At 67.3% G+C, this 19,186-nt stretch carries 16 protein-coding genes; 7 read left to right on the top strand and 9 right to left on the bottom strand.

Features of this window, described 5'->3' with window-relative positions; genetic code table 11:
- Nucleotides 1-14 precede the first annotated feature (14 nt).
- Nucleotides 15-1,760, bottom strand: coding sequence for a phenylalanine--tRNA ligase subunit beta (gene pheT, locus BV210_RS10130; protein ID WP_077206554.1), 1,746 nt, complete (start codon nucleotides 1,758-1,760; stop codon nucleotides 15-17).
- Complete coding sequence (locus BV210_RS10125; RefSeq protein WP_077206553.1) at nucleotides 1,760-3,271, bottom strand: phenylalanine--tRNA ligase subunit alpha; 1,512 nt, start codon at nucleotides 3,269-3,271, stop codon at nucleotides 1,760-1,762. The genes pheT and BV210_RS10125 overlap by 1 nt, the downstream gene beginning before the upstream one ends.
- Nucleotides 3,272-3,623: 352 nt before the next feature.
- On the opposite strand from BV210_RS10125, the gene BV210_RS10120 reads away from it, so the two are divergent.
- A complete protein-coding gene (locus BV210_RS10120; protein ID WP_077206552.1) occupies nucleotides 3,624-4,049 on the top strand; it encodes a hypothetical protein in 426 nt (141 codons plus the stop codon).
- Here the strand turns inward: BV210_RS10120 and BV210_RS10115 are convergent.
- The 5 genes from BV210_RS10115 to BV210_RS10095 form a co-directional block, all read right to left on the bottom strand.
- On the bottom strand, nucleotides 4,046-5,638 hold the full coding sequence (locus tag BV210_RS10115; protein ID WP_077206551.1) for a tryptophan--tRNA ligase: 1,593 nt from the start codon (nucleotides 5,636-5,638) through the stop codon (nucleotides 4,046-4,048). The two genes, BV210_RS10120 and BV210_RS10115, sit on opposite strands and share 4 nt — an antisense overlap.
- Nucleotides 5,639-5,828: 190 nt before the next feature.
- Nucleotides 5,829-6,851 (bottom strand): tRNA-intron lyase, encoded by a 1,023-nt coding sequence (endA, locus tag BV210_RS10110; protein ID WP_077206550.1) that lies wholly within the window; start codon nucleotides 6,849-6,851, stop codon nucleotides 5,829-5,831.
- Between the two features lie 51 nt (nucleotides 6,852-6,902).
- Nucleotides 6,903-7,646, bottom strand: a complete 744-nt coding sequence (locus BV210_RS10105) for a topoisomerase DNA-binding C4 zinc finger domain-containing protein (protein ID WP_077206549.1) — start codon at nucleotides 7,644-7,646, stop codon at nucleotides 6,903-6,905.
- Nucleotides 7,647-7,915: 269 nt separating this feature from the next.
- Nucleotides 7,916-8,158 (bottom strand): hypothetical protein, encoded by a 243-nt coding sequence (locus tag BV210_RS10100; RefSeq protein WP_077206548.1) that lies wholly within the window; start codon nucleotides 8,156-8,158, stop codon nucleotides 7,916-7,918.
- A gap of 214 nt (nucleotides 8,159-8,372) precedes the next feature.
- Nucleotides 8,373-10,733, bottom strand: coding sequence for a DEAD/DEAH box helicase (locus BV210_RS10095; protein ID WP_077208033.1), 2,361 nt, complete (start codon nucleotides 10,731-10,733; stop codon nucleotides 8,373-8,375).
- A 140-nt stretch (nucleotides 10,734-10,873) separates the two neighbouring features.
- On the opposite strand from BV210_RS10095, the gene lipA reads away from it, so the two are divergent.
- A complete protein-coding gene (gene lipA / locus BV210_RS10090; protein WP_077206547.1) occupies nucleotides 10,874-11,851 on the top strand; it encodes a lipoyl synthase in 978 nt (325 codons plus the stop codon).
- On the opposite strand, the gene BV210_RS10085 is transcribed toward lipA, so the two are convergent.
- Nucleotides 11,852-12,976 (bottom strand): hypothetical protein, encoded by a 1,125-nt coding sequence (locus tag BV210_RS10085; protein ID WP_077206546.1) that lies wholly within the window; start codon nucleotides 12,974-12,976, stop codon nucleotides 11,852-11,854.
- Between the two features lie 165 nt (nucleotides 12,977-13,141).
- Between BV210_RS10085 and BV210_RS10080 the strand changes: the two genes are divergently transcribed.
- Nucleotides 13,142-13,453, top strand: a complete 312-nt coding sequence (locus tag BV210_RS10080) for an AbrB/MazE/SpoVT family DNA-binding domain-containing protein (RefSeq protein WP_077206545.1) — start codon at nucleotides 13,142-13,144, stop codon at nucleotides 13,451-13,453.
- Nucleotides 13,450-13,872, top strand: coding sequence for a PIN domain-containing protein (locus BV210_RS10075; RefSeq protein ID WP_077206544.1), 423 nt, complete (start codon nucleotides 13,450-13,452; stop codon nucleotides 13,870-13,872). Before BV210_RS10080 ends, BV210_RS10075 begins: the two co-directional genes overlap by 4 nt.
- Nucleotides 13,873-13,901: 29 nt before the next feature.
- On the opposite strand, the gene BV210_RS10070 is transcribed toward BV210_RS10075, so the two are convergent.
- Complete coding sequence (locus tag BV210_RS10070) at nucleotides 13,902-15,068, bottom strand: hypothetical protein (RefSeq protein ID WP_077206543.1); 1,167 nt, start codon at nucleotides 15,066-15,068, stop codon at nucleotides 13,902-13,904.
- Between the two features lie 267 nt (nucleotides 15,069-15,335).
- Between BV210_RS10070 and pdhA the strand changes: the two genes are divergently transcribed.
- Genes pdhA through BV210_RS10055 form a run of 3 tightly spaced genes read left to right on the top strand, consistent with a single transcriptional unit; the run spans nucleotide 15,336 to nucleotide 19,156 of the window.
- Nucleotides 15,336-16,442 carry a pyruvate dehydrogenase (acetyl-transferring) E1 component subunit alpha gene (gene pdhA, locus BV210_RS10065; protein ID WP_077208032.1) on the top strand — a complete coding sequence of 369 codons (1,107 nt, stop codon included), beginning with the start codon at nucleotides 15,336-15,338 and terminating at the stop codon, nucleotides 16,440-16,442.
- Between the two features lies 1 nt (nucleotide 16,443).
- The gene (locus BV210_RS10060; protein ID WP_077206542.1) at nucleotides 16,444-17,451 is read left to right on the top strand and encodes an alpha-ketoacid dehydrogenase subunit beta; all 1,008 of its coding nucleotides are present in this window, start codon (nucleotides 16,444-16,446) and stop codon (nucleotides 17,449-17,451) included.
- Nucleotide 17,452: 1 nt separating this feature from the next.
- Nucleotides 17,453-19,156 (top strand): dihydrolipoamide acetyltransferase family protein, encoded by a 1,704-nt coding sequence (locus BV210_RS10055; protein WP_077206541.1) that lies wholly within the window; start codon nucleotides 17,453-17,455, stop codon nucleotides 19,154-19,156.
- The last annotated feature ends 30 nt before the right edge of the window (nucleotides 19,157-19,186 follow it).

The raw sequence follows: 19,186 nt of genomic DNA, 5'->3' as shown, positions 1-19,186 counted from the left end.
AAAGAGGGGCGCTCTTACTGCAACGCGTCCAGATCGAACTCGAAGGCTGCCACAGGCAACTCCAGGTCGTGTTCCACGACGACTTCGGGGTGGACCTCACCGACGATACCCGCTTCTTCCCCGTCGATCACGACGCTGGCCGTGCGACCGGAGATGAAGGTCGGGTGCTCCGTAGCTGGCGTCTCCAGATCGGCGTCGAAGCCGTCCACGAGAGCCTGAAGGGCGGCCTTGGCGTCCTCGTAGGACGCGCCGGCGTGACACAGCGCCGCGGCGACGGTCCGCCGTTCGGCGACGTTCGTGTTCTCACGCTCGTCGACGTGTGCCGAGAAGCCAACCTCAGCGAGGTCCTGCGGGTACGCGCGGTGCGTGTTGTTTTCCAGCACCATCATGATCGAGGGCAGCGCCCACGAGCGGACCATCGTGAAGTCCTCGCTGTAGGGCTGTTCGATGGTGACGGCCTCGCCGCCGCCGAAGGCGTCGCTGCCCTGGGGAACGTTCAGCCGCTCGTAGTTCTGCTCCTCGTCGATCAGGTGGAAGTTGAGCAGGTCCTCGAAGCCCTGCCCGACCAGTCGGTCGCGGACGGCGTCCTCCAGCCGCGAGCGCTCGTGACGCCCGCCGACCGTCGACACGTCCGGGTAGCGCGGTTCGAGTTCGTTGAACCCGTAGGCCCGCCCCACGTCGTCGATCAGATCGACTGGATGGAGTACGTCCGTCCGGTAGGGTGGCACCTCGACCCGATAGGCCGCCGCGCCGTCGTCGGTCTCGGTCCGCTCGGCGTCCATCCCGGCGCGTTCGATCAGGTCGACCACGTCCCGTTCGTCGAGGTCGACGCCGAGCATCGTCTCGATGTCGTCGTGTGCGACGGTCTTTCGCTTGGTCACCAGGTCCGGCCGGACGAGTTCGCTCCCGGCCTCGGGCGTGGCGGGCGCGTCGTCGGTGTACTCGACGTTGACTTCCTCGACCTGCCCGCCCCGGGCGTCCAGCGCGTAGCAGACGATGTTCAGCATCTTGTCGACCGTCCACTGGTCCGTGCCGGTCATCTCGACGAACAGGTCCCGGGAGCCCTCGTCGACCTCGGTCCGGCGGCCGTTGACCACCGGCGGGAACGAGAACAGTCCGACCTCGTCGTAGATGGCCGGCATCGACTCGTAGTCGGCGACGAGGTCGGCGTACTCCTGCCCGATGTGGTGGACGTCGAGCACTTCCCGCAACGTCAACTCCTGGTCGCCCTCAAGGGGCACCATCGTCTCCTCGTCCGGGTCGACGCCGGTGTAGGTGATCGATTTCGCCCGGTCGTCGTCCGCTTTCAGGGTCTCGCCCTTCAGCATCGTCAGGTCGTGGACGCCGATGGCCCCCTTCGCGCGCTGGCGACCCATCGTCGCGTGGAGTTTCTCCTGGACCTGAATCAGCGATTCGAGGGCTGCGTCGTCCATGTCCAGTCCCCGGACGATCGCACCGGTCACGTAGGGACGTTCCTCGGGCACGTCCTCGACGCGGATCGTCCACTCGGCGTCGTTCGTGCTCGGGACGTACACCCCGCGGTCGTCGCCGTAGTGATAGCGCAGCGAGCGGGCGACGCCCTCGACGGAGAGTCGGTCGAGTCGGTCCGGCGCGAACTCCAGTTCGAACTCGCCGTCGTCGGTCTCACCCTCGAATTCGAGGCCAAGGCCGAACAGGTCCTCTTTGAGTTGCTCGTCGTCTTTCTCGTCGTGGCCGGTCAGGGTTCGCAGTTCGTCGGGGTCGACAGTCACAGTGGGCATCAGTAGGTCACCTCCTCTTCCCGCAGGAACTCCAGATCGACCAGCGTCCCGTGCACGTCGCGGATGTCTTCGGCTCCGGTCGCGAGCATGAACAGGCGTTCGAGGGCAAGGCCCCACGCCATCACGTCGCAGTCGACGCCGAGCGGCTCCAGCATTTCGGGGCGGAAGATGCCCGAGTTGCCGATCTCGATCATCTCGCCCGTCTCTGGATGACGGCCGAACAGCTCGAAACTCGGCTCCGTGTAGGGGTTGTAGTGGGGCTTGAACTCGATGTCCGTGATCCCGAACTGTTCGTAGAACTCGGTGAACGTGCCCATCAGGTCACGCACAGACAGATCCTCGGCCATCACCCAGCCCTCGATCTGGAAGAACTCGAGCAGGTGGGTCGCGTCCAGCGTGTCGTTCCGATACGCCTTCTCGATGGAGAAGAACCGCTGTGGCGGCTCAAGCTCTCCCATCGCCTCCCCGGAGAGGTGACGGGCGGTCAGGGAGGTGGTATGACCCCGGAGCGCCAGCGCCTTGGCGAAGTCAAGATCCCACGGCGAGTGATACCCCTCACCGTCCGGCCCGACGCCCTCGCGGTGGGCGCTCTCGACCCGCTCCACGAGATCGTCGGGCAACTCGTCGATCGCCGCCGGATCGTCCAGCGCGAACCGGTCCCAGTGGTTGCGCGCCGGGTGGTCCTGGGGCATGAACAGGCAGTCGTTGATCCAGAAGTCGGCGTCGACGTGTGGGCCCTGCATCTCCTGGAAACCCATGCCGACGAGTACGTCCTTCACGCGTTCGGCCATCTCCCGGAGCGCGTGCTTGCGACCGGGGACGACCCGTTCGGCGTCGGCCTCGACGTTGTACTCGGCGAATTCCACGTCCTCCCACTCGCCGCTGGTGAGCATCTCGGAGGTGACCTGCCCCACCGTCTCGGCAGTCTCGATCCCCTCCATCAGCGCGGTGACGCCCGCCTCGGAGAGGGTCACCGAGCGGATCACCGTCTCGGTCTGCTCGATCAACCCGCGGTTGTCCAGGTCTTCGAGGGCCGTCTCGCGGGCGTACGCGCCAGCGCCCTCCGCGAGCGCGGACAGCGTCGACGCCTCGTCGTCGGCGTCGGGGTCGGCATCGGGATCGGCCGTGATCTCGCCGCTGTCGATCTCGCCGTACCCCTTCCGGGCGTAGTTCGACAGCGCGATGTCGACGGCGTCGCCCTCCAACCCCGACGCGCCGATAACCTGTCCCATCTGGACGGGGTCCTCGTCGGCCCCCGCTTCGACGGCAGCCTCGTAGAGGCGGAGTTCGGGCAGGCCCTCCTCGACGTAGCGTTCGGCCTCCGCGGTCAGTTCCACGTCGCTGGTGGTGCGTTCGGTGACATCGAGCAGGCCCTCGTCGTCGAGTTCGAAGGCCGCTCGCGTGGCGGTCTCGGGTTTGAGGTCGGCCTCCTCGGCGATGCGGTCGATGGTTCGTTGCTCGTCTGCACTCGCGGCCTCCAGCACCGCGAGCTGTGCCTGTGGCAGTTTCATGCGTGGGTACTCGTTGTTACGTACCGCGCGGGTCGGTCAGTTAACGGTTCTCACTCGCGGCGTCGGGGTCGCCGCTCGTCTCGTCGAACGCGCGTGGTCTCGAGGGCTCACGTCGGTCGCCCTCGCACGACCGGTTTCGTCCGACCGGCGGATCTCGCCGCCGTCCGAACTCCGCCGGCCGACTCACGCGGCGAAAAAGGAGCCGAACCCCGGTCTCGGGACTCCCTGGCGCGCGACCGTCCGGCAGTGGGGTTCGGATGCCATGTGCGACCGATTGGAGTGGTGGGCCAAAAACGTACCGCTGTGGACAGGAGCGCAAGAACTATGGGATAATCTGTAGCCACAGTCACACATGACCGACCGAGATTCGAGGGATCGGAACCGCGACACCGTCTTCGATACGCTGACCGAGACGATGTTCGTCGCCGACCCGACGCCGCTCTCCGACGCGGCAATAGAGTTGCGGGACGGCCTCGACCAACTGGGACTGGGACCGTCTGCCATCGAGACGGCACTCGACGGTGCCACGGCCCCGGAACTCGGCGAACTCGATGTCGAGACGGTCGTCAAACCGGCCGCGGAGATCGGCGACGACCGGGCCGACGCCATCGTCGACACTGGGGAGCAGACGGTCGAGATGATGATCGAGGGCAGCGGCGAGGCCGCCTCGGTCCTGGTCGACACCGGGAGCGAAGTCGTCGAGGTCACGACCGACGGCGGCGAGGCCGCGGCCGAGGCGACCGCGGAACTGCTCGTCACCGCCCTCGACGGGCTCTAGTCGCCGCTCGTCCGCTTGCGCGGCGAGTCGAACTCGAAGTCGAGGTCGTCCAGTTTCTCCTCCCACTCCTCGCGTTTCTCCTGATGGTCTTCGAGGAACTCCTCCATCAACTCGGCGGCCTGTTCCTTACAGCCGCCACAGAGCCGCTCGCCGCCGACACACTCGTCGTAGACCTCCTTGGCGAACTCGTCGTCGTCGCCGGCGAGCAGGTAGGCGTACAGTTCGTAGACCGGGCACTCGTCGGCCTTTCCGCCTTTCTCGCGCTGTTCCTCGGCGGTCTCCCGGCCGCCGGTCGTCGCAGACCGGACCTTGTCGTACCCCTCCTCGGGGTCGTCGAGCAGGCTGATGTGACTCGCCGGGATCGAGGAGGACATCTTCCCGCCGGTGAGGCCGGTCATGAACCGGTGGTAGATCGAGGACGGCGGCTGGAACCCGTAGCCACCGTGATCGACCTCGATCTCGCGGGCGAGTTCCTCGGCCTCGGCGTGGTCCAGATCGAACGCGTCGACGTGGGCCTCGTACCGGCGTTTCTCCCCGTCGATGGCCTCGACTAACGCCTCGAAGGCCTCGTCTGTGGCGTTGCGGTCGAGGACGCGGACCCGGGGTCGGATCGGCTCCTTGCCGGCGTTCTCGAGTTTCGCGACCGCCGACTCGCGTGCGTCCTCGGCGCTCGTCTCGTAGTCGGCCAACCACTCGCCGGCCTCGCCACACCGGGGCCGGTCGGGCTCCTCGGCGTACTCCTCGCGGTGGTCGTAGGCGACGGCGACCAGTTCTCGCTCGGTGTCGGTCAACTCGAAACTGGCGAACGCATCGGTCACCTTGAAGAAGCGCATCCGGGTCGCCAGGTCACGCGCGAACCGCATGTGCGGGTCCTGGTCCGGTCCGACCGGGATCACGGTAGGTTTGGGCTCGTCCAGCTGGGGATACAGGATGTCGGCCATCTGGGTGACGACGGACTCCATGTGGGACACGTCGGTCTCGCCGTCGAAGCCGTAGATCGCCTGGAACTCCGAGAAGTTCGCCTCGATCCCGAGTTCGAAGGCCAGGTCCTGCACCTCGCGGTTGGTCGACTGGCGGTAGAGGTCGCTTTCCTCTGGGTCGAAGCCCAGCGCGAGCAGGCTCAGGACGTAGTTGCGGGTGTGCTCGTCGATCTCGTCCCAGGATAGCCCGCGGGCGCTGTGGGCCTCCAGGTCCGCGATCAGGGCGTAGGCGTCCCCGCCCTGTTGCTGGTGCCAGATGATCTCGTCGAAGACCATCTTGTGCCCGATGTGGGGATCGCCGGTCGGCATGAACCCCGAGAGGGCGGCCCAGGGCTCGTCGTTCCGCATGGCGCGGGCGACGGCGCGGTAGTCGCGGTGGCCGAAGATCACGCCCCGGCGCATCAGGTAGTGGGGGTCGGGTACCTCGTCGAGTACCTCGTCGAACTGCTCGATGCCGAACTCCTCGAACAGCTTGCGGTAGTCCGAGACCGTCGAGGAACCCCACGGGTCGAGCGCCACGTCGTCGGCGCCCGCGGCACCGCCATCCGCGCGGACGGTGCTGTCGTCTACGGTCGGTTCGTCGGCGTCGGTGTCTGATTCGTGTGTCATCTGTAGGGATCTCGTGTCTGTCTGCCGGGCCATCGAGAAGCGGAGTGAGCAACCCGAGCGCGCCCGCGGTCACCGCGCGGCCGGGCTCGCGAGACTGTCCGCTTCCGGGAACTGCCAGCGCCAGCGCCATCCGTCGGAAGCGGACATCTTGCGTGAACGTAACCGCGAGCAGGTCTTTAATCGTTTCCAATCAGGGCGTCAGCCGATCGGCCGAGAGCCATGCGATCGCCTCGCCGACCAGCGCGAACACCATCCGCTTGCGGACGCCACCGGCCAGTCGCACGTCCAGCGCCAGATCCCGTGGTGCGAACGTATAGTCCTCCGGGACCACCCGAATCAGCAACTCGGAGTGGCTCAATTCCGATACGGACTCCACGTCCGCGTAGGTCCGGAAGTCCGCACCGAACTTGTAGCCCGTCTTGGGCACGACCCCGGCCTCCCGGAGCGCCGTGTAGACCCGGAGTCGACGGTCGAACCGGTCGCCCTCCACGGTCCGCCCCCGCTCCAGCACCGCCCGCTCGTCGTCCCCGTCGGCCCCGAGCGAAAGGGCACCCTCCCGGACGAGGTAGGCGGCCTCTACCAGCGAGAGCTGGAGGGTCTCGACCACCTCGCCGTCCCGGTCCAGCGGCTGGCCATAGAAGCCCCGTTCGTAGATGTCCGCGGGCGGGTCCCAGATCAGCACGCGGTCGTCCAGAAGGGAGCCCGGTACGTCCGCTGGCGGATCGTACTCCGTCGACCCCGACACGTCGGGTCGGTCGGTCTCCAGATAGGTGATCTCGCTCTCCTCGTCGACGACTGCGAGCACCACGTCGCCCAGGTCGCTCGCGGGGACCGTCGCGCGCTCGCTGACGACCCGCACGCGGTAGGCGACCTCGTCGTCCCAGGGCCCCTTCCCGCGTGGGTAGACCACAAGATCCGCCGTCCCGTGGTCCGCGACCCAGTCGGCGGCGGTCGGTGAGAGGTAGAAGCCCCGGTCCCGGAGGTCCTTGTAGACCAGAAAGTGCAGGTCCGGACAGGCCGCCGAGGCCAGGAACTCCCGGAAACCCATCCCGTCGACCGCGTCCAGATCGCCGCGATAGAGCAGGTGGGCTGCCTCGACCGGCGCGAGACGTACTCCGTCGCCGTCGGGATCGCCGTAGCCGCGGGCGTCGTGGAACTGCTCGCGAGCCTGGCGACCGGCCCGGACCACGCCCGAAGACAGCGTCGCGTCCATACTGGTCCTCGCCCACGCGCCGACAAAGCACCCACGGTCTCGACGGCGCGATCACGACGGACGAGCGGGCTCCGGCGCGGCGCGATCACAGCCGCTGTCCAGACACCGTCGGCCGTTCGCGGTCTCGAACACCGGCAGCCCGCAGTCACACTCCTCGGCCACCGTCCCGGTCGGGATCCCCCAGCCCGTGTCGCAGTCGGGGTAGTGCTCACAGCCGGCGAGCAGGCCGCCCCGTCGGAGGACACGGAGGTCGCCGCCGCAGTTCGGACAGTCCCACTCGCGGTCGAAGGCCGTCTGTACCGCTTCGTCCAGCGACTCGCAGTCCCGGTCGAGGCAGACTTCGAACGCGCGCCCGCGCTCGACGCGCATCCGCGGGCACCCACACGCGCAGTCCTCGGCCTCGGTCAGGACGGTCGCGTCCCGCGGGAGACCGTACGTCGTCCGGCAGTCCAGACAGGTCACCGCGCCGTCGTCCCGGACGAGCCGACCGTCGCAGTCGGGGCAATCGCCGACCGGGGTGCCGACGGCTGAGACGGGATGGCTCGTCCGGTCGTACTCCTCGTGGACCTCGACGCGGACGAACTGGTCACCGTCGGTGGCGGTGAGGACGCCGTCGGCGAACGTCACGGTCTCGGCACGGGTGAGCCAGGCCGTCGGCTGGTAGCCGTCGGCGTCGTGGACCAGCACGGTGTCGTCGGGTTTGCAGACGACGACCACCTCGCCCCGGCGTGTTCCGGGATCGTTCGAGTCGCGAATCGTACACTCGCCGGCCAGCACGCGCGTTTCCTCGTGCATAGCCCGGGCTGGTCCTGGTTTAGTATATAAATATCCGGTCGGTAGTCTCGAAACGTGGTGGAGAACTGACAGGAGAGGGGAAAGGCGTCGGTGGGGAGGAACGGTGGAGGTCGATGGATCGGAGCGGGAGCAGTCCGATCCGGGGTGGGGGAGTAGTGGGGGTCGGTGGGGAGGGCAGTGGAGGGGTCGGGGGCCGTGTGGAGACGGGCGGAGGGCAGTGGAGTCGGGTGGGGACCGATCGGGCAGGCGAGCCCACCGCGTCCACGTCGTCAGTCGCGGTTGTAGTCCCGACCGAGGACCGCGCCGGCGAGGTTCGCGACGACCAGCGCCCCGAACAGCGGGAGGTACTCCCCGGCCAGCCCCGCCGCCATCATCGGGACCAGCACGAGCGGGAGCACGACCGCGCTCCAGAAGCCGAGACATCGCACCGGGGCCAGGAGCTTGCTGCCGGCTTCTTTGCGGGCGGTCCAGTCTGCGAGGTCGTCGAGCGTGGAGGTCGATTGCGTGGACATGGTGGGTCTCCCTGCACTCACCCCTTGGACGGATACCCCCATATAAGGGGCCGACGGTTGCCGAAAATTCACCTCGTTTTCGTGAGTTCACCGTTCTTTAGCCACGTTTTAGCATCCAGATAGAGACGGCCTTCCGACAGGCAGACGTTTCAAGACGTGTCGAGAGACGTTTAGAAAATTTATCGGCGCTTCTGAGCGAGTTTCGGGTTTCGAGTCACTCGACGCGTACTGTCCGGGAGTCCGAGACGGGTTCGAGCGGTAGATCCGGGAAGTAGACCTCGGTGGTGAAGGTCAACGTCTCGGCGTCGCCGCCGAAGACGCCGACCGGGAGCGACGCCGTGCCGAGGTAGCCGTCGCTCGTGGTCATCTCGTGACCGTTGACCGTGACGCGCACGCCCGCGCGAGCACCGTCGCCCGCGTTCGTGACCGTCACCTCACACATCTCGTTGCCGCCGCTGGCGATCGCGTCGGGAAACGCGCCCCAGTCGAACCGGAGGTCCGGCAGGGAGCGGGCGCTGTCGTGAACCTGTGTCGCGACGCCTTCCGCGAGGCCAGCGTCCACGAGGCCGGACACGCCAGCCTCGCGCACGTCCGCCGGCGAGCCGAGGCCCTTCGTGGCGAGCCTGGAGGCTCGCCCGGAGCCGACCCCGTCCAGCGCGGTCAGCCCCACGGCGTCTTCGCTGACGCCGTGTTCGATACGGGCCTCGACGCGTGCGGCGAGGTTGGCCGCCGCGGCCGTCCCGAGGTGATCGAGGAAGGCCCGGAGCGCGGCGAGCAGGCGGAGGGCGTTCTGGCGGATCACCCACGCGTCGCTCCGGAGTTCCGTGGGGGTGGCCGAGTCCATACTGGAGTCGAGGATCGCGAGCACCTTCCGCGGCCCCGGATCGAGATCGCGGGCGCGATCGCCCAGCACGGCACGCACGGCGTCGCGTTCGTCCTTGCGGGCGCTCGCGCTGTCGAACTCCGCGGCCGTCGCGACGGCCCGCAACACGTCGTCGGTCGTGAGTTCCGTCGCGGTCCCGTCGCCCCCCTCGGCCCGGCGCGCCAGATCCGCGAACTCCCGGGCAGTGTCAAGCCGGAGGTAGAACTTCGAGGCCAGCCTGCCGAGTCGCGTCGGCGAGAGCGACAGGCCGTCGCGCTCGACGAATCCCTGATCGACCAGTTTCTCTAGCGTGTCACTAACGCGGTCGCGTAGCTGTCCGTCCGAGTCGTACTGGTCGGGGGCCGACCGCGCCCGCACCGCGTAGAAGGTGGTCTCGATCCAGTCCAGCACGTCGTCGATATCTCGTACCGTGCCGAGGACGATCTCGGCGTTGAGGTGGGCGTCCAGATCGGTCGCCAGTCGCGACTCGATCTCCTTGCCGTCCCGGAGCAGCTGGCGGTACTTGTCGGCGTCCGAGCCGTCACAGACGACCCAGGCATAGCCCTGATCGTCGTAGCCCGGTCGCCCCGCACGCCCGAGCATCTGGAGCACGTCCAGCGGGCTCATGTCCACCTCCCCTTCGAGGGGGTCGTGGAGCTTCGTGTCCCGGATGACGACACAGCGGGCGGGGAGGTTGACACCCCACGCCAGCGTCGAGGTCGAGAAGAGGAGTCCCAGCGTGCCCTCCCGGAACCACTTCTCGACCAGGTTCTTGTCGTCCTTCGAGAGGCCCGCGTGGTGAAATCCCACGCCGTCGAGCACGGACTTCCGGAGCGTCTCGTTCTGGAGCTGTTCGGCTTCCTGATGGAAGTCGTAGTCGCCGCGGGCGCCCATCGGCACGTCCCGCTCGGCGAGTTCGTCCCGAGTCTTCTTGGCGGCCTGCACGGTGTCCTGCCGGGAGGAGACGAACACGAGTCCCTGGCCGTCCTCGCGGAGGTGGGGTTCCACCAGATCCAGCGCCCGGTAGAGCCGGCGGTACTTGTCGGCGAAGGCGTTCTCGCCGTGCGTGTAGGTCTTGACGCCGGCCTCCAGCGGGACTGGTCGGTACGTCTCGCCGAAGGCGAAGGTGGTCTCGGCCGGGGCGTCGAGCCACTCGGCCACGTCGTCGACGTTGGGCATCGTCGCCGAGAGCGCGACGATCCGGGGGTCACAGAGCCGCCGGAGCCGCGAGATGGTGACTTCGAGTACAGACCCCCTGCGGTCGGAATCGAGCAGGTGGACCTCGTCGATGATACAGCAGTCCACGTCGGTGACGAAGCCGTAGCGCGGCGAGTCGTGTTTGCGCGTGGCCGAGTCGGCCTTCTCCGGCGTCATCACGAGTATGTCGGCCCGCTCGGCACGTCTGGGGTTGAGGTCGCGTTCGCCGGTGACGACGTACACCGAGTAGCCCAGATCCTCGAAGCGCTCCCACTCGCTTTCCTTCTCGTTGGTGAGCGCACGGAGGGGCGCGAGAAAGAGGGCGGTGCCGCCGGCCTGTAACACCTTGCAGATGGCGACCTCGGCGAGGGCGGTCTTGCCGCTGGCGGTCGGTGCGCTGACGACGACGTTGTCGTCGCCCTCCAGGAGTGCCGGTAGCGCCTCCGACTGCATCCGGTTGAACGACTCGAACGGGAAGGCGTCGGCGTACTCGGGGAGGACCTCGTCGATGGCCACCTGCGGCTCGTGATCTACGCTACCTGCCACGACCAGAACCGAGAGGGCCGACAGTATAGGCGTTTCCGTCGCGGAGCGAAAGTGGAATCGGCCCCCGAGGAACCCAACGTCTTTTGCGCGACCGCGCCAACTGTCGGGCAATGAGTCGCGCCCGCAAGCCCGACTGGCTCAAGATGGCCCCGCCGTCGGGCGAGCGCTTCACCGACATCAAGGAGACCCTGCGGGACCACGACCTCCACACCGTCTGCGAGGAAGCCAACTGTCCGAATCTCGGGGAGTGTTGGTCGGGAGCCGCGAATGCGGCTCCGGATGCCGAGGCGGCGGATGCCGCCGAGGGGGGCCGGGACGGCCCCGGCACCGCGACGTTCATGCTCATGGGTGAACGCTGTTCGCGAGGCTGTAACTTCTGTGACGTCGAGACCGGCGGGATGGAGCCGCTGGATCCCGACGAACCCCAGCAGGTCGCCGACGCCGTCGCCGAAATAGGATTAGACTACGTCGTCCTCACCTCCGTCGACCGCGACGACCTGGCCGACCAGGGCGCGGGCCACTTCGCCGAGACGATCCGCGCGATCAAGGAGCGCCACCCCGGCATTCTGGTGGAGTGTCTGATCCCAGATTTCCAGGGCGACCCCGACCTCGTGGGGAAGATCGTCGACGCAGAACCAGACGTGATCGCCCACAACATCGAGACCGTCGACCGCCTGCAGTGGCCCGTCCGGGACCGCCGGGCCGGCTACGAGCAGTCCCTCTCCGTCCTCCGGCAGGTCGATCGGGAGAGCGACATCTACACCAAGACCAGCCTGATGCTGGGCGTCGGCGAGTACGACCACGAGATCTATCAGACCCTCCGAGATCTCAAGACGGTCGGCGTCGACGTGGTGACGCTCGGGCAGTACCTCCAGCCCTCGCGCTCGCATCTGGAAGTGAGCGACTACGTTCACCCCGACGCCTTCGACACCTGGCAGCGGGTGGCCGAGGAGGAACTGGGCTTTCTCTACTGCGCGTCGGGGCCGATGGTCCGGTCCTCCTACCGCGCCGGTGAACTGTTCGTCGAGGCCGTGCTGGACGGTGAGGACCCGGCCGTAGCCCGCGAGCGGGCGCGAGCGAGCGAGTGATCAGTTTTCGTCGGCGGGAACCAGTACCAGCGCCGGCCCGTCGGTGGTCTCGGGACAGCTATTAGCCCGTCGGACCGGAACGGTCCCCCAGTTACGGATTTCGTCGTTCGAGCGCTCGTCGAACCCATCGAGAAAGACGACGACGCTGAACCGTCGACTCCCGTCGTCGACGAGTCGTACCTCCTCGACGGCGCTGACCCACCCGTCGGTCTCGACGACCGGTGCGGCGACTCGGTCCGGGGCCGGACGCGTCCCGTTCGGTCCGTAGAGACACGCCGCGTACGCCGGGAGGGCGGCGGTTCGCCCGAAGTCGAACTCGTTGCGAGCCGTGACCGTCCCGACGCGGACCATCGACCGGTTCTGCCCGGTATCGCTCCAGGAGTAAAACCGCTCCTCGGGGGTCGAGAGGTTCACCGTCGGGTCGGTATGGAGTTCGACGGTCGGCTGCGGGCCGGACAGGTCGTGAGCCATCACGCCGCCGGCGACGAGTGCGAAGACGAGCGCGACCGCGACCGAGATGCGGCGATCGATCGGCATCCCGCCGCGCACCCAGCGACGAGCCACGAGGAAGGACGCGGCTCCGACCACCGCAGCAATCATGAGGCCGGCGAGGTCGAACACCGGATACAGCGCCGCTGGGACCACGAACAGATAGATCGTCCCGCCGGCGCTCCGCAACGCCGTGTCGAGACCGCGAATCGGCACCGCGTCGCCGGCGAGGACGAACGCGACGGCCGCCGCGAACAGCGCGACGAGCGGTAGCGTCGTGGAAAGCCAGTCCGGGACGCCGAACACCAGCCTCCCACCGACGGCGGATCCGACGGCAGTCCCCGCCAGCGCGGTCGCAACGCGCCCCCACTCAGTTTCGGAGTCGGCGACGTCGCGGCCGCGCTCCTCAGTGGTTTCCCCCGATATCTGCGACGCCGCCATCGCACCGAAGGTGAAGAGAAAACCGGTCATGACGTAGAAAGTCAGCATGAGCGGGACGATCATCGCCTCCAGCCCCTCGATCCGAACCAGGGGCGCGAGCGAACCGCCGAGGAGGCCACCGGCAGCGGCGACCAACAGCGCCGTCCCGGCGACGGGCACCTGCAGGGCCAGCCGGAACGGATCGTCGTTTGACACGTTTCGAGCGACCCCGACTGACAGAATAAGCCTTGTGTCGCCGACCGCGTGACGTGAGCAGACGCAAGCGGACCGGTGAGGTACAATCAGTTACGAGGGCGACGGCCCGGCGGCGTCAGCAACAACGTTTAGTATGAATCTCTCGAAGTAATGGATAGAGAGAATATGAGTGGAACAGAATCAGAGAAAGTGGTCTCGGTGTCGTCGCGGGGGCAGGCGACGATTCCCAAGGAGTTCCGGGAGGAGTTGGGAATCGACACGCCGGGACGGGTGAAGTTCGTGCGGACGGAAGATGGCGAAATCGCCGTGCGGCCGATTCGCTCGGCGACCGATCTCCGGGGCATACTGGCAGGGAAAACCGACGACGATGGGCGGACGGCTACCGAACGGCTCCGTGAGAGTCGAGAGCGTGACACCGCCAGGGAGACGGAGTTGCGCGACCGCGAGCGCGACGAAACCGATGGGACGGACGAATGAGAGACAAGCTGCCCGAGACGGTCGTCTTCGACGCCGAACCGCTCATCGCGTACTTCCGTGACGAACCTGGGAGTGACGTCGTCGAGCGATACATCGGCGGCGTGGAGGGATCTGTGGCGGGATACATCTCGGCAGTCAACCTCGCTGAAGTCCACTACGTCGTGCGAGGGCTCGACAGCGAAGAACGCGCCGAGATGATCGTCGACGTACTCGAAGAGAGCGGGATCGAACGGATCGACACGGCAGAGACGTGGCGACTCGCCTCGGAGTTCAAGTCCCGCCACGCACCCGCACTCGGAGACGCGTTCGCACTCGCGACGGCGACCCACGTCGACGGCACGCTGCTCGTCGGTGCCGACGACGATTACGACAGTATCTCGGACGTTCCGATCACGCGGTTCCGCGACGACCCGGCATGATCGTGACCGTCCGTTACAGTGAGTGACGATTATCGTCGGCCACGTCCGTCGTCAGGAACCAACACCAGCGTCGGCCCGTCGGTGGTCTCGGGACAACTCTCGGCTCGACGGACCGGGACGGGTCCGAGGTCGCGGATTTCGGCCGGGACGCGGGACACGCGATCCTCGAAGAGGACGAAGACGGGGTAGCGGTGGCGGCTTTCCCCGGGGAGACGGACCTCGTCCTCGCTCTGGATCCAGTCGTCACCCTCGGCGACCGACGCCAGGCCGAACGTGGTTTTGAGTTCGGTCCCGTCCGCCCCGTACAGACACACGTCGTAGGACGGCAGGTCGGTCGTCCGCGCGAAGTCGAACTCGTTGCGGACTGTGAGGGCTCCGACCGAGATCGTCGCGCGTTGCTCGCCGACGTCGCTATACGAGTACGTTCGCATCGTCACCTCGGAGAGGTTCACCGTCGAGTCGTGGTCCAGCGAGACGGTCGGCTGCGGGCCGGACAGGTCGTGAGCCATCGCGCCGCCGGCGAAGAGGGCGAAGACGAGCGCGACCGCGACCGCGAAGCGACCGTCGATCGGTGGATTCCTGCGCACCGAGCCACGGACAAAGACCAGCGCCGGAAGCGCAACGACGGCCGCGAGGACGAGTCCGAAAAATTCCAGCACCGGGTAGGTGACGATTGGGAACAGCAACAGGAAAACGGTCCCACCGGCAGTCAGCAACACCGTACCGACGGTTCTCTCAGGTAGGGCAAGGCCAGCGAAGGCGAGCGAGACGGCCGCGGCCGACAGCGCGACGACCGGGAGCACCGTCGAGAGCCAGTCGGGCACCGCGACGATCAGTCCGGCACCGACGACGGCACCGACGGTCGTGGCGAACACGGTAAGGAAGGTGACCCGGTCGAAGGCCGAGCGGGTCCTGTCACTTCCGGCTGTCCCTGGCCCGGAACTGTCCTCGGGGACGTTCGTCCCCGGTCGAAAAACACCGGCGATCACCACGATGGCGAACGCGACGACGAGATACATCATCCACTGGATCGGGACGATGATCGCCTCGAATCCCTGAAACCGGATCAGCGGCTCCAGCGACCCAGGCAAGACGCCGACCCGGCCCGCCAAGAGAATCGCCGTGGTGGCGACGAGATACTGCACGAGGAACCGGAACGAATCCCCGTGCTCGATCCCGTAGTAACGTTTTGACACGTTTCTGGAAAAAGCGATTTGGATGATAAGTCTTCTGTGAACGGAGCTCTGCCCGTCGAGAGTCGGCGGAAATCAGCGAGCGCAGGCAAGCGAATTTAATACTCATTTAGTATCCACCCGCCGAATCCGACGATTGCAGATTTCTAGGCTGGGTCGCCTGCGTTCACCACGCTTCGACACGCAAGATTCCGTGGTAACGAAATCTATTTGCCAAAAGCATATTAGCGAGCGACGCGACGTGTATGGTATGTGTTGTCGGAGGTCAGTATGAGTACCCTACAGCGTGACCCGGGCGAGCGGGTCGAGATCTTAGACGAAGACGGCCAGGTCCGGGAGGGCGCGACGGTCCCGGACCTCGGTGACGACGAGCTCGTCGACATGTATCGGGAGATTACACTGGCCCGCCACTTCGACCGGCGGGCCGTGAGCCTCCAGCGACAGGGCCGGATGGGCACCTATCCTCCCCTTTCCGGCCAGGAGGCATCACAGATCGGGAGCGCGCACGCGCTGGACGCCGAGGACTGGCTGTTCCCGAGCTATCGGGAGGCCGGCGCGGCGGTCGTCCGCGGGGTCCCCCTGAAACAGGTCCTGCTGTTCTGGATGGGCCACGAGGGCGGCAACGCCGTTCCCGAGGACGTCAACATGTTCACGATGGCGGTCCCCATCGCCACGCAGATTCCCCACGCGACCGGGGCGGCCTGGGCCTCGAAGCTGAAAGGCGAACGCAAGGCCTTCCTCTGTTACTTCGGGGACGGCGCGACCAGCGAGGGCGACTTCCACGAGGGCATGAACTTCGCAGGCGTGTTCGACACTCCGACCGTGTTCTTCTGTAACAACAACCAGTGGGCCATCTCGGTCCCGCGGGAGCGCCAGACCGCGAGCGCGACGCTGGCACAGAAGGCTCACGCCTACGGCTTCGAGGGCGTCCAGGTCGACGGGATGGACCCCCTCGCCGTGTACAAGGTCACCCGCGAGGCCGTGGAGAAGGCCAAAGATCCGGGTGAAGACGAGTTACGGCCGACGATGATCGAGGCCGTCCAGTACCGATTCGGCGCGCACACGACCGCCGACGACCCCTCGGTCTACCGCGACGACGCCGAGGTCGAGGAGTGGAAGCGCAAGGATCCCATCCCGCGGCTCGAGGCCTTTCTCCGGGAGCGGGGGCTGCTCGACGACGAGGCAGTCGACGCCATCGAGCAGGAAAACTCCGATCGGGTGGCCGAGGCCATCGACGCCGCGGAGGCGGTCGAACGCCCCGAACCGGAAGAGATGTTCGCACACGTCTACGCGGATATGCCCCAACGCTTACAGCAACAGGTAGAGTACTTCGAGCGCGTCAGAGAGGCACACGGCGACGACGCCCTCCTCGAATAACATGAGTCAGGCAACCGACACCGAGACCGGCGCGCAGGACCTCACGCTCGTACAGGCCGTCCGGGACGGCCTCTACGGCGAGATGCAACGTGACGAGGACGTCCTCGTGATGGGCGAGGACGTGGGCGAGAACGGCGGCGTCTTCCGGGCCACCCAGGGCCTCATCGAGGAGTTCGGCGACGACCGGGTGATCGACACGCCGCTCGCGGAGTCGGGCATCGTCGGCACCGCCGTCGGCATGGCCGCTTACGGCCTCCGCCCGGTCACGGAGATCCAGTTCATGGGGTTCATCTACCCCGCCTTCGACCAGATCGTCTCCCACGCCGCCCGCCTGCGCACCCGTAGCCGCGGCCGCTTCACCTGCCCGCTCGTCGTCCGGGCCCCCTACGGCGGCGGCATCCGAGCCCCGGAACACCACTCCGAGTCCAAGGAGGCCTTCTTCGTCCACGAGGCCGGCCTGAAGGTGGTCATCCCGTCGACTCCCTACGACACGAAGGGCCTGCTCGCGAGCGCCATCCGCGATCCGGACCCGGTGATCTTCCTCGAACCCAAACTCATCTACCGGGCGTTCCGTGAGGAGGTCCCTGACGAGTCTTACACCGTCCCGCTCGGTGAGGCCGCGGTCCGCCGTGAGGGGACCGACGTGTCCGTGTTCACCTGGGGCGCGATGACCCGCCCGACGATGGAGGCCGCCGAGAACCTCGCCGAGGAGGGGATCGACTGCGAGGTGGTCGACCTCCGGACGCTCTCGCCGATGGACGAGGAAGCCATCAAGGAGTCGTTCAAGAAGACCGGGCGCGCGGTCGTCGTTCACGAGGCCCCCAAGACCGGGGGGCTGGCCTGCGAGATCATCGCCACGATCCAGGAGGACGTCCTGCTCTACCAGGAGGCCCCCATCAACCGGGTGACGGGCTTCGACACGCCCTACCCGCTGTACGCGCTGGAGGACTACTACCTGCCGGAGGCCGCACGGATCGAGGACGGCATTCGCGAGACCGTGGAGTTCTAAGATGGTCCGTGAGTTCAAACTCCCCGACGTGGGCGAGGGCGTCGCCGAGGGCGAGATCGTCCAGTGGCTCGTGGAACCGGGCGACACCGTCTCGGAAGACCAGCCCGTCGCCGAGGTCGAGACCGACAAGGCCGTCGTCGAGGTCCCCTCGCCGGTGAACGGCACGGTCAAAGAACTGCGCGCCGAAGCCGGCGAGGTCGTCCCCGTCGGCGAGGTCATCATCGTCTTCGAGGTGGAGGGTGAGGAGGCCGAGGAAGCGACCGCGGGCGACGAAGGAGCGACGGCGACCGAGGCCGGCGACGACGAGGGCGAGCCGGCCGACGAGCCCGCCGGACCGAGCACCAACGGCGAGTCCGGCGGCCGGGTGTTCGCCGCGCCCAGCGCCCGCCGACTGGCCCGCGAACTCGGCGTCGACCTCACCGCAGTCGACGGCTCGGGGCCGGGCGGGCGCATCACGGAGATGGACGTTCACACCGCGGCCGAGACGGACGAATCCCCGGCAGACACGACCGAGACGGCCGAGTCCGCCGAGTCCGACACCGCGGAAATCGACGGGGACGCGGCCGAAGAAGCCATCGCCGAGGCAGAGGAGCCCCTAGGCGGGGCCCAGCCCACCGTCGTCGAGGGCGAACAGCCGACGACCGAGGGGGCGAGATCCGCTTCTGCGGAGGCGGAACCAGCCGACCGCGACCGAACCCTGGCGACCCCGGCGACCCGCGGCGTCGCGAAGGATCTGGACGTGGACATCGACGCGGTGCCCGCGACCGAGGAGCGCGACGGCGAGGCCGTCGTGACGACCGAGGCGGTCCGGGAGTACGCCGAGCGCCAGCGCGAGGCGCAGGCGGCCGACGCCGAAGCAGTCGCGGCCGGCGGCGACGGGCAGGGCGGCGAGCACGTCGACCGCGAAGTCGCCGCCGGCTCGGAGGAGCGGATCCCCTACCGCGGGGTCCGGCGGACCATCGGCCAACAGATGGAGCGGTCGAAATTCACCGCTCCGCACGTCACCCACCACGACCGGGTGGACGTGACCGAACTGGTCGAGGCCCGCGAGGCTCTCACGGAGCGAACCGAAAAACGGGGCAGCAAGCTCACCTACCTGCCCTTCGTCGTGAAGGCCGTCGTCGCCGCGCTCCGGGAGTACCCCATCCTCAACTCCCAGCTGGACGAGGAGAGCGAGGAGATCGTCACACGCGGCGACTACAATATCGGCATCGCGACCGCCACCGACGCCGGGCTGATGGTACCGGTCGTTCGGGACGCCGGAAAGAAATCCCTGCTCGAAATCGCCGACGAGGCCGACGAGCTGGTCGGGAAGGCCCGCGATCGATCGATCAGCCGCGAGGAGATGCAGGGCGGCACGTTCACCATCACCAACTTCGGAGCCATCGGCGGGGAGTACGCCACGCCGATCATCAACTACCCCGAGACCGCGATTCTCGGCTTGGGGGCGATAAAGAAACGGCCGTGGGTAGTGGAGCGCGAGGCGCGAAGCGCCTCGGAACGCGCGAACGGTGGAACCGTGAGCGGCGACGAGGAGGGGATGTTCCCGAGCGAACAGTCGGTCGGCGGCGAGGTCGTCCCCCGCCACGTCATGACCCTCTCGCTGTCCATCGACCACCGCGTGATCGACGGCGCGGAGGCCGCCCGGTTCACGAACACCCTCAAGGAGTACCTGCGGGACCCGACGTTGCTCCTGCTGGAGTAACACCGGCGAAGAATCGGCGCACTTTTTGAC

Source organism: Halorientalis sp. IM1011 (assembly GCF_001989615.1).
GTDB lineage: Archaea > Halobacteriota > Halobacteria > Halobacteriales > Haloarculaceae > Halorientalis.
The sequence above is the reverse complement of the archived record's forward strand: the minus strand, read 5'-3'. Positions and strand labels throughout refer to the sequence as shown.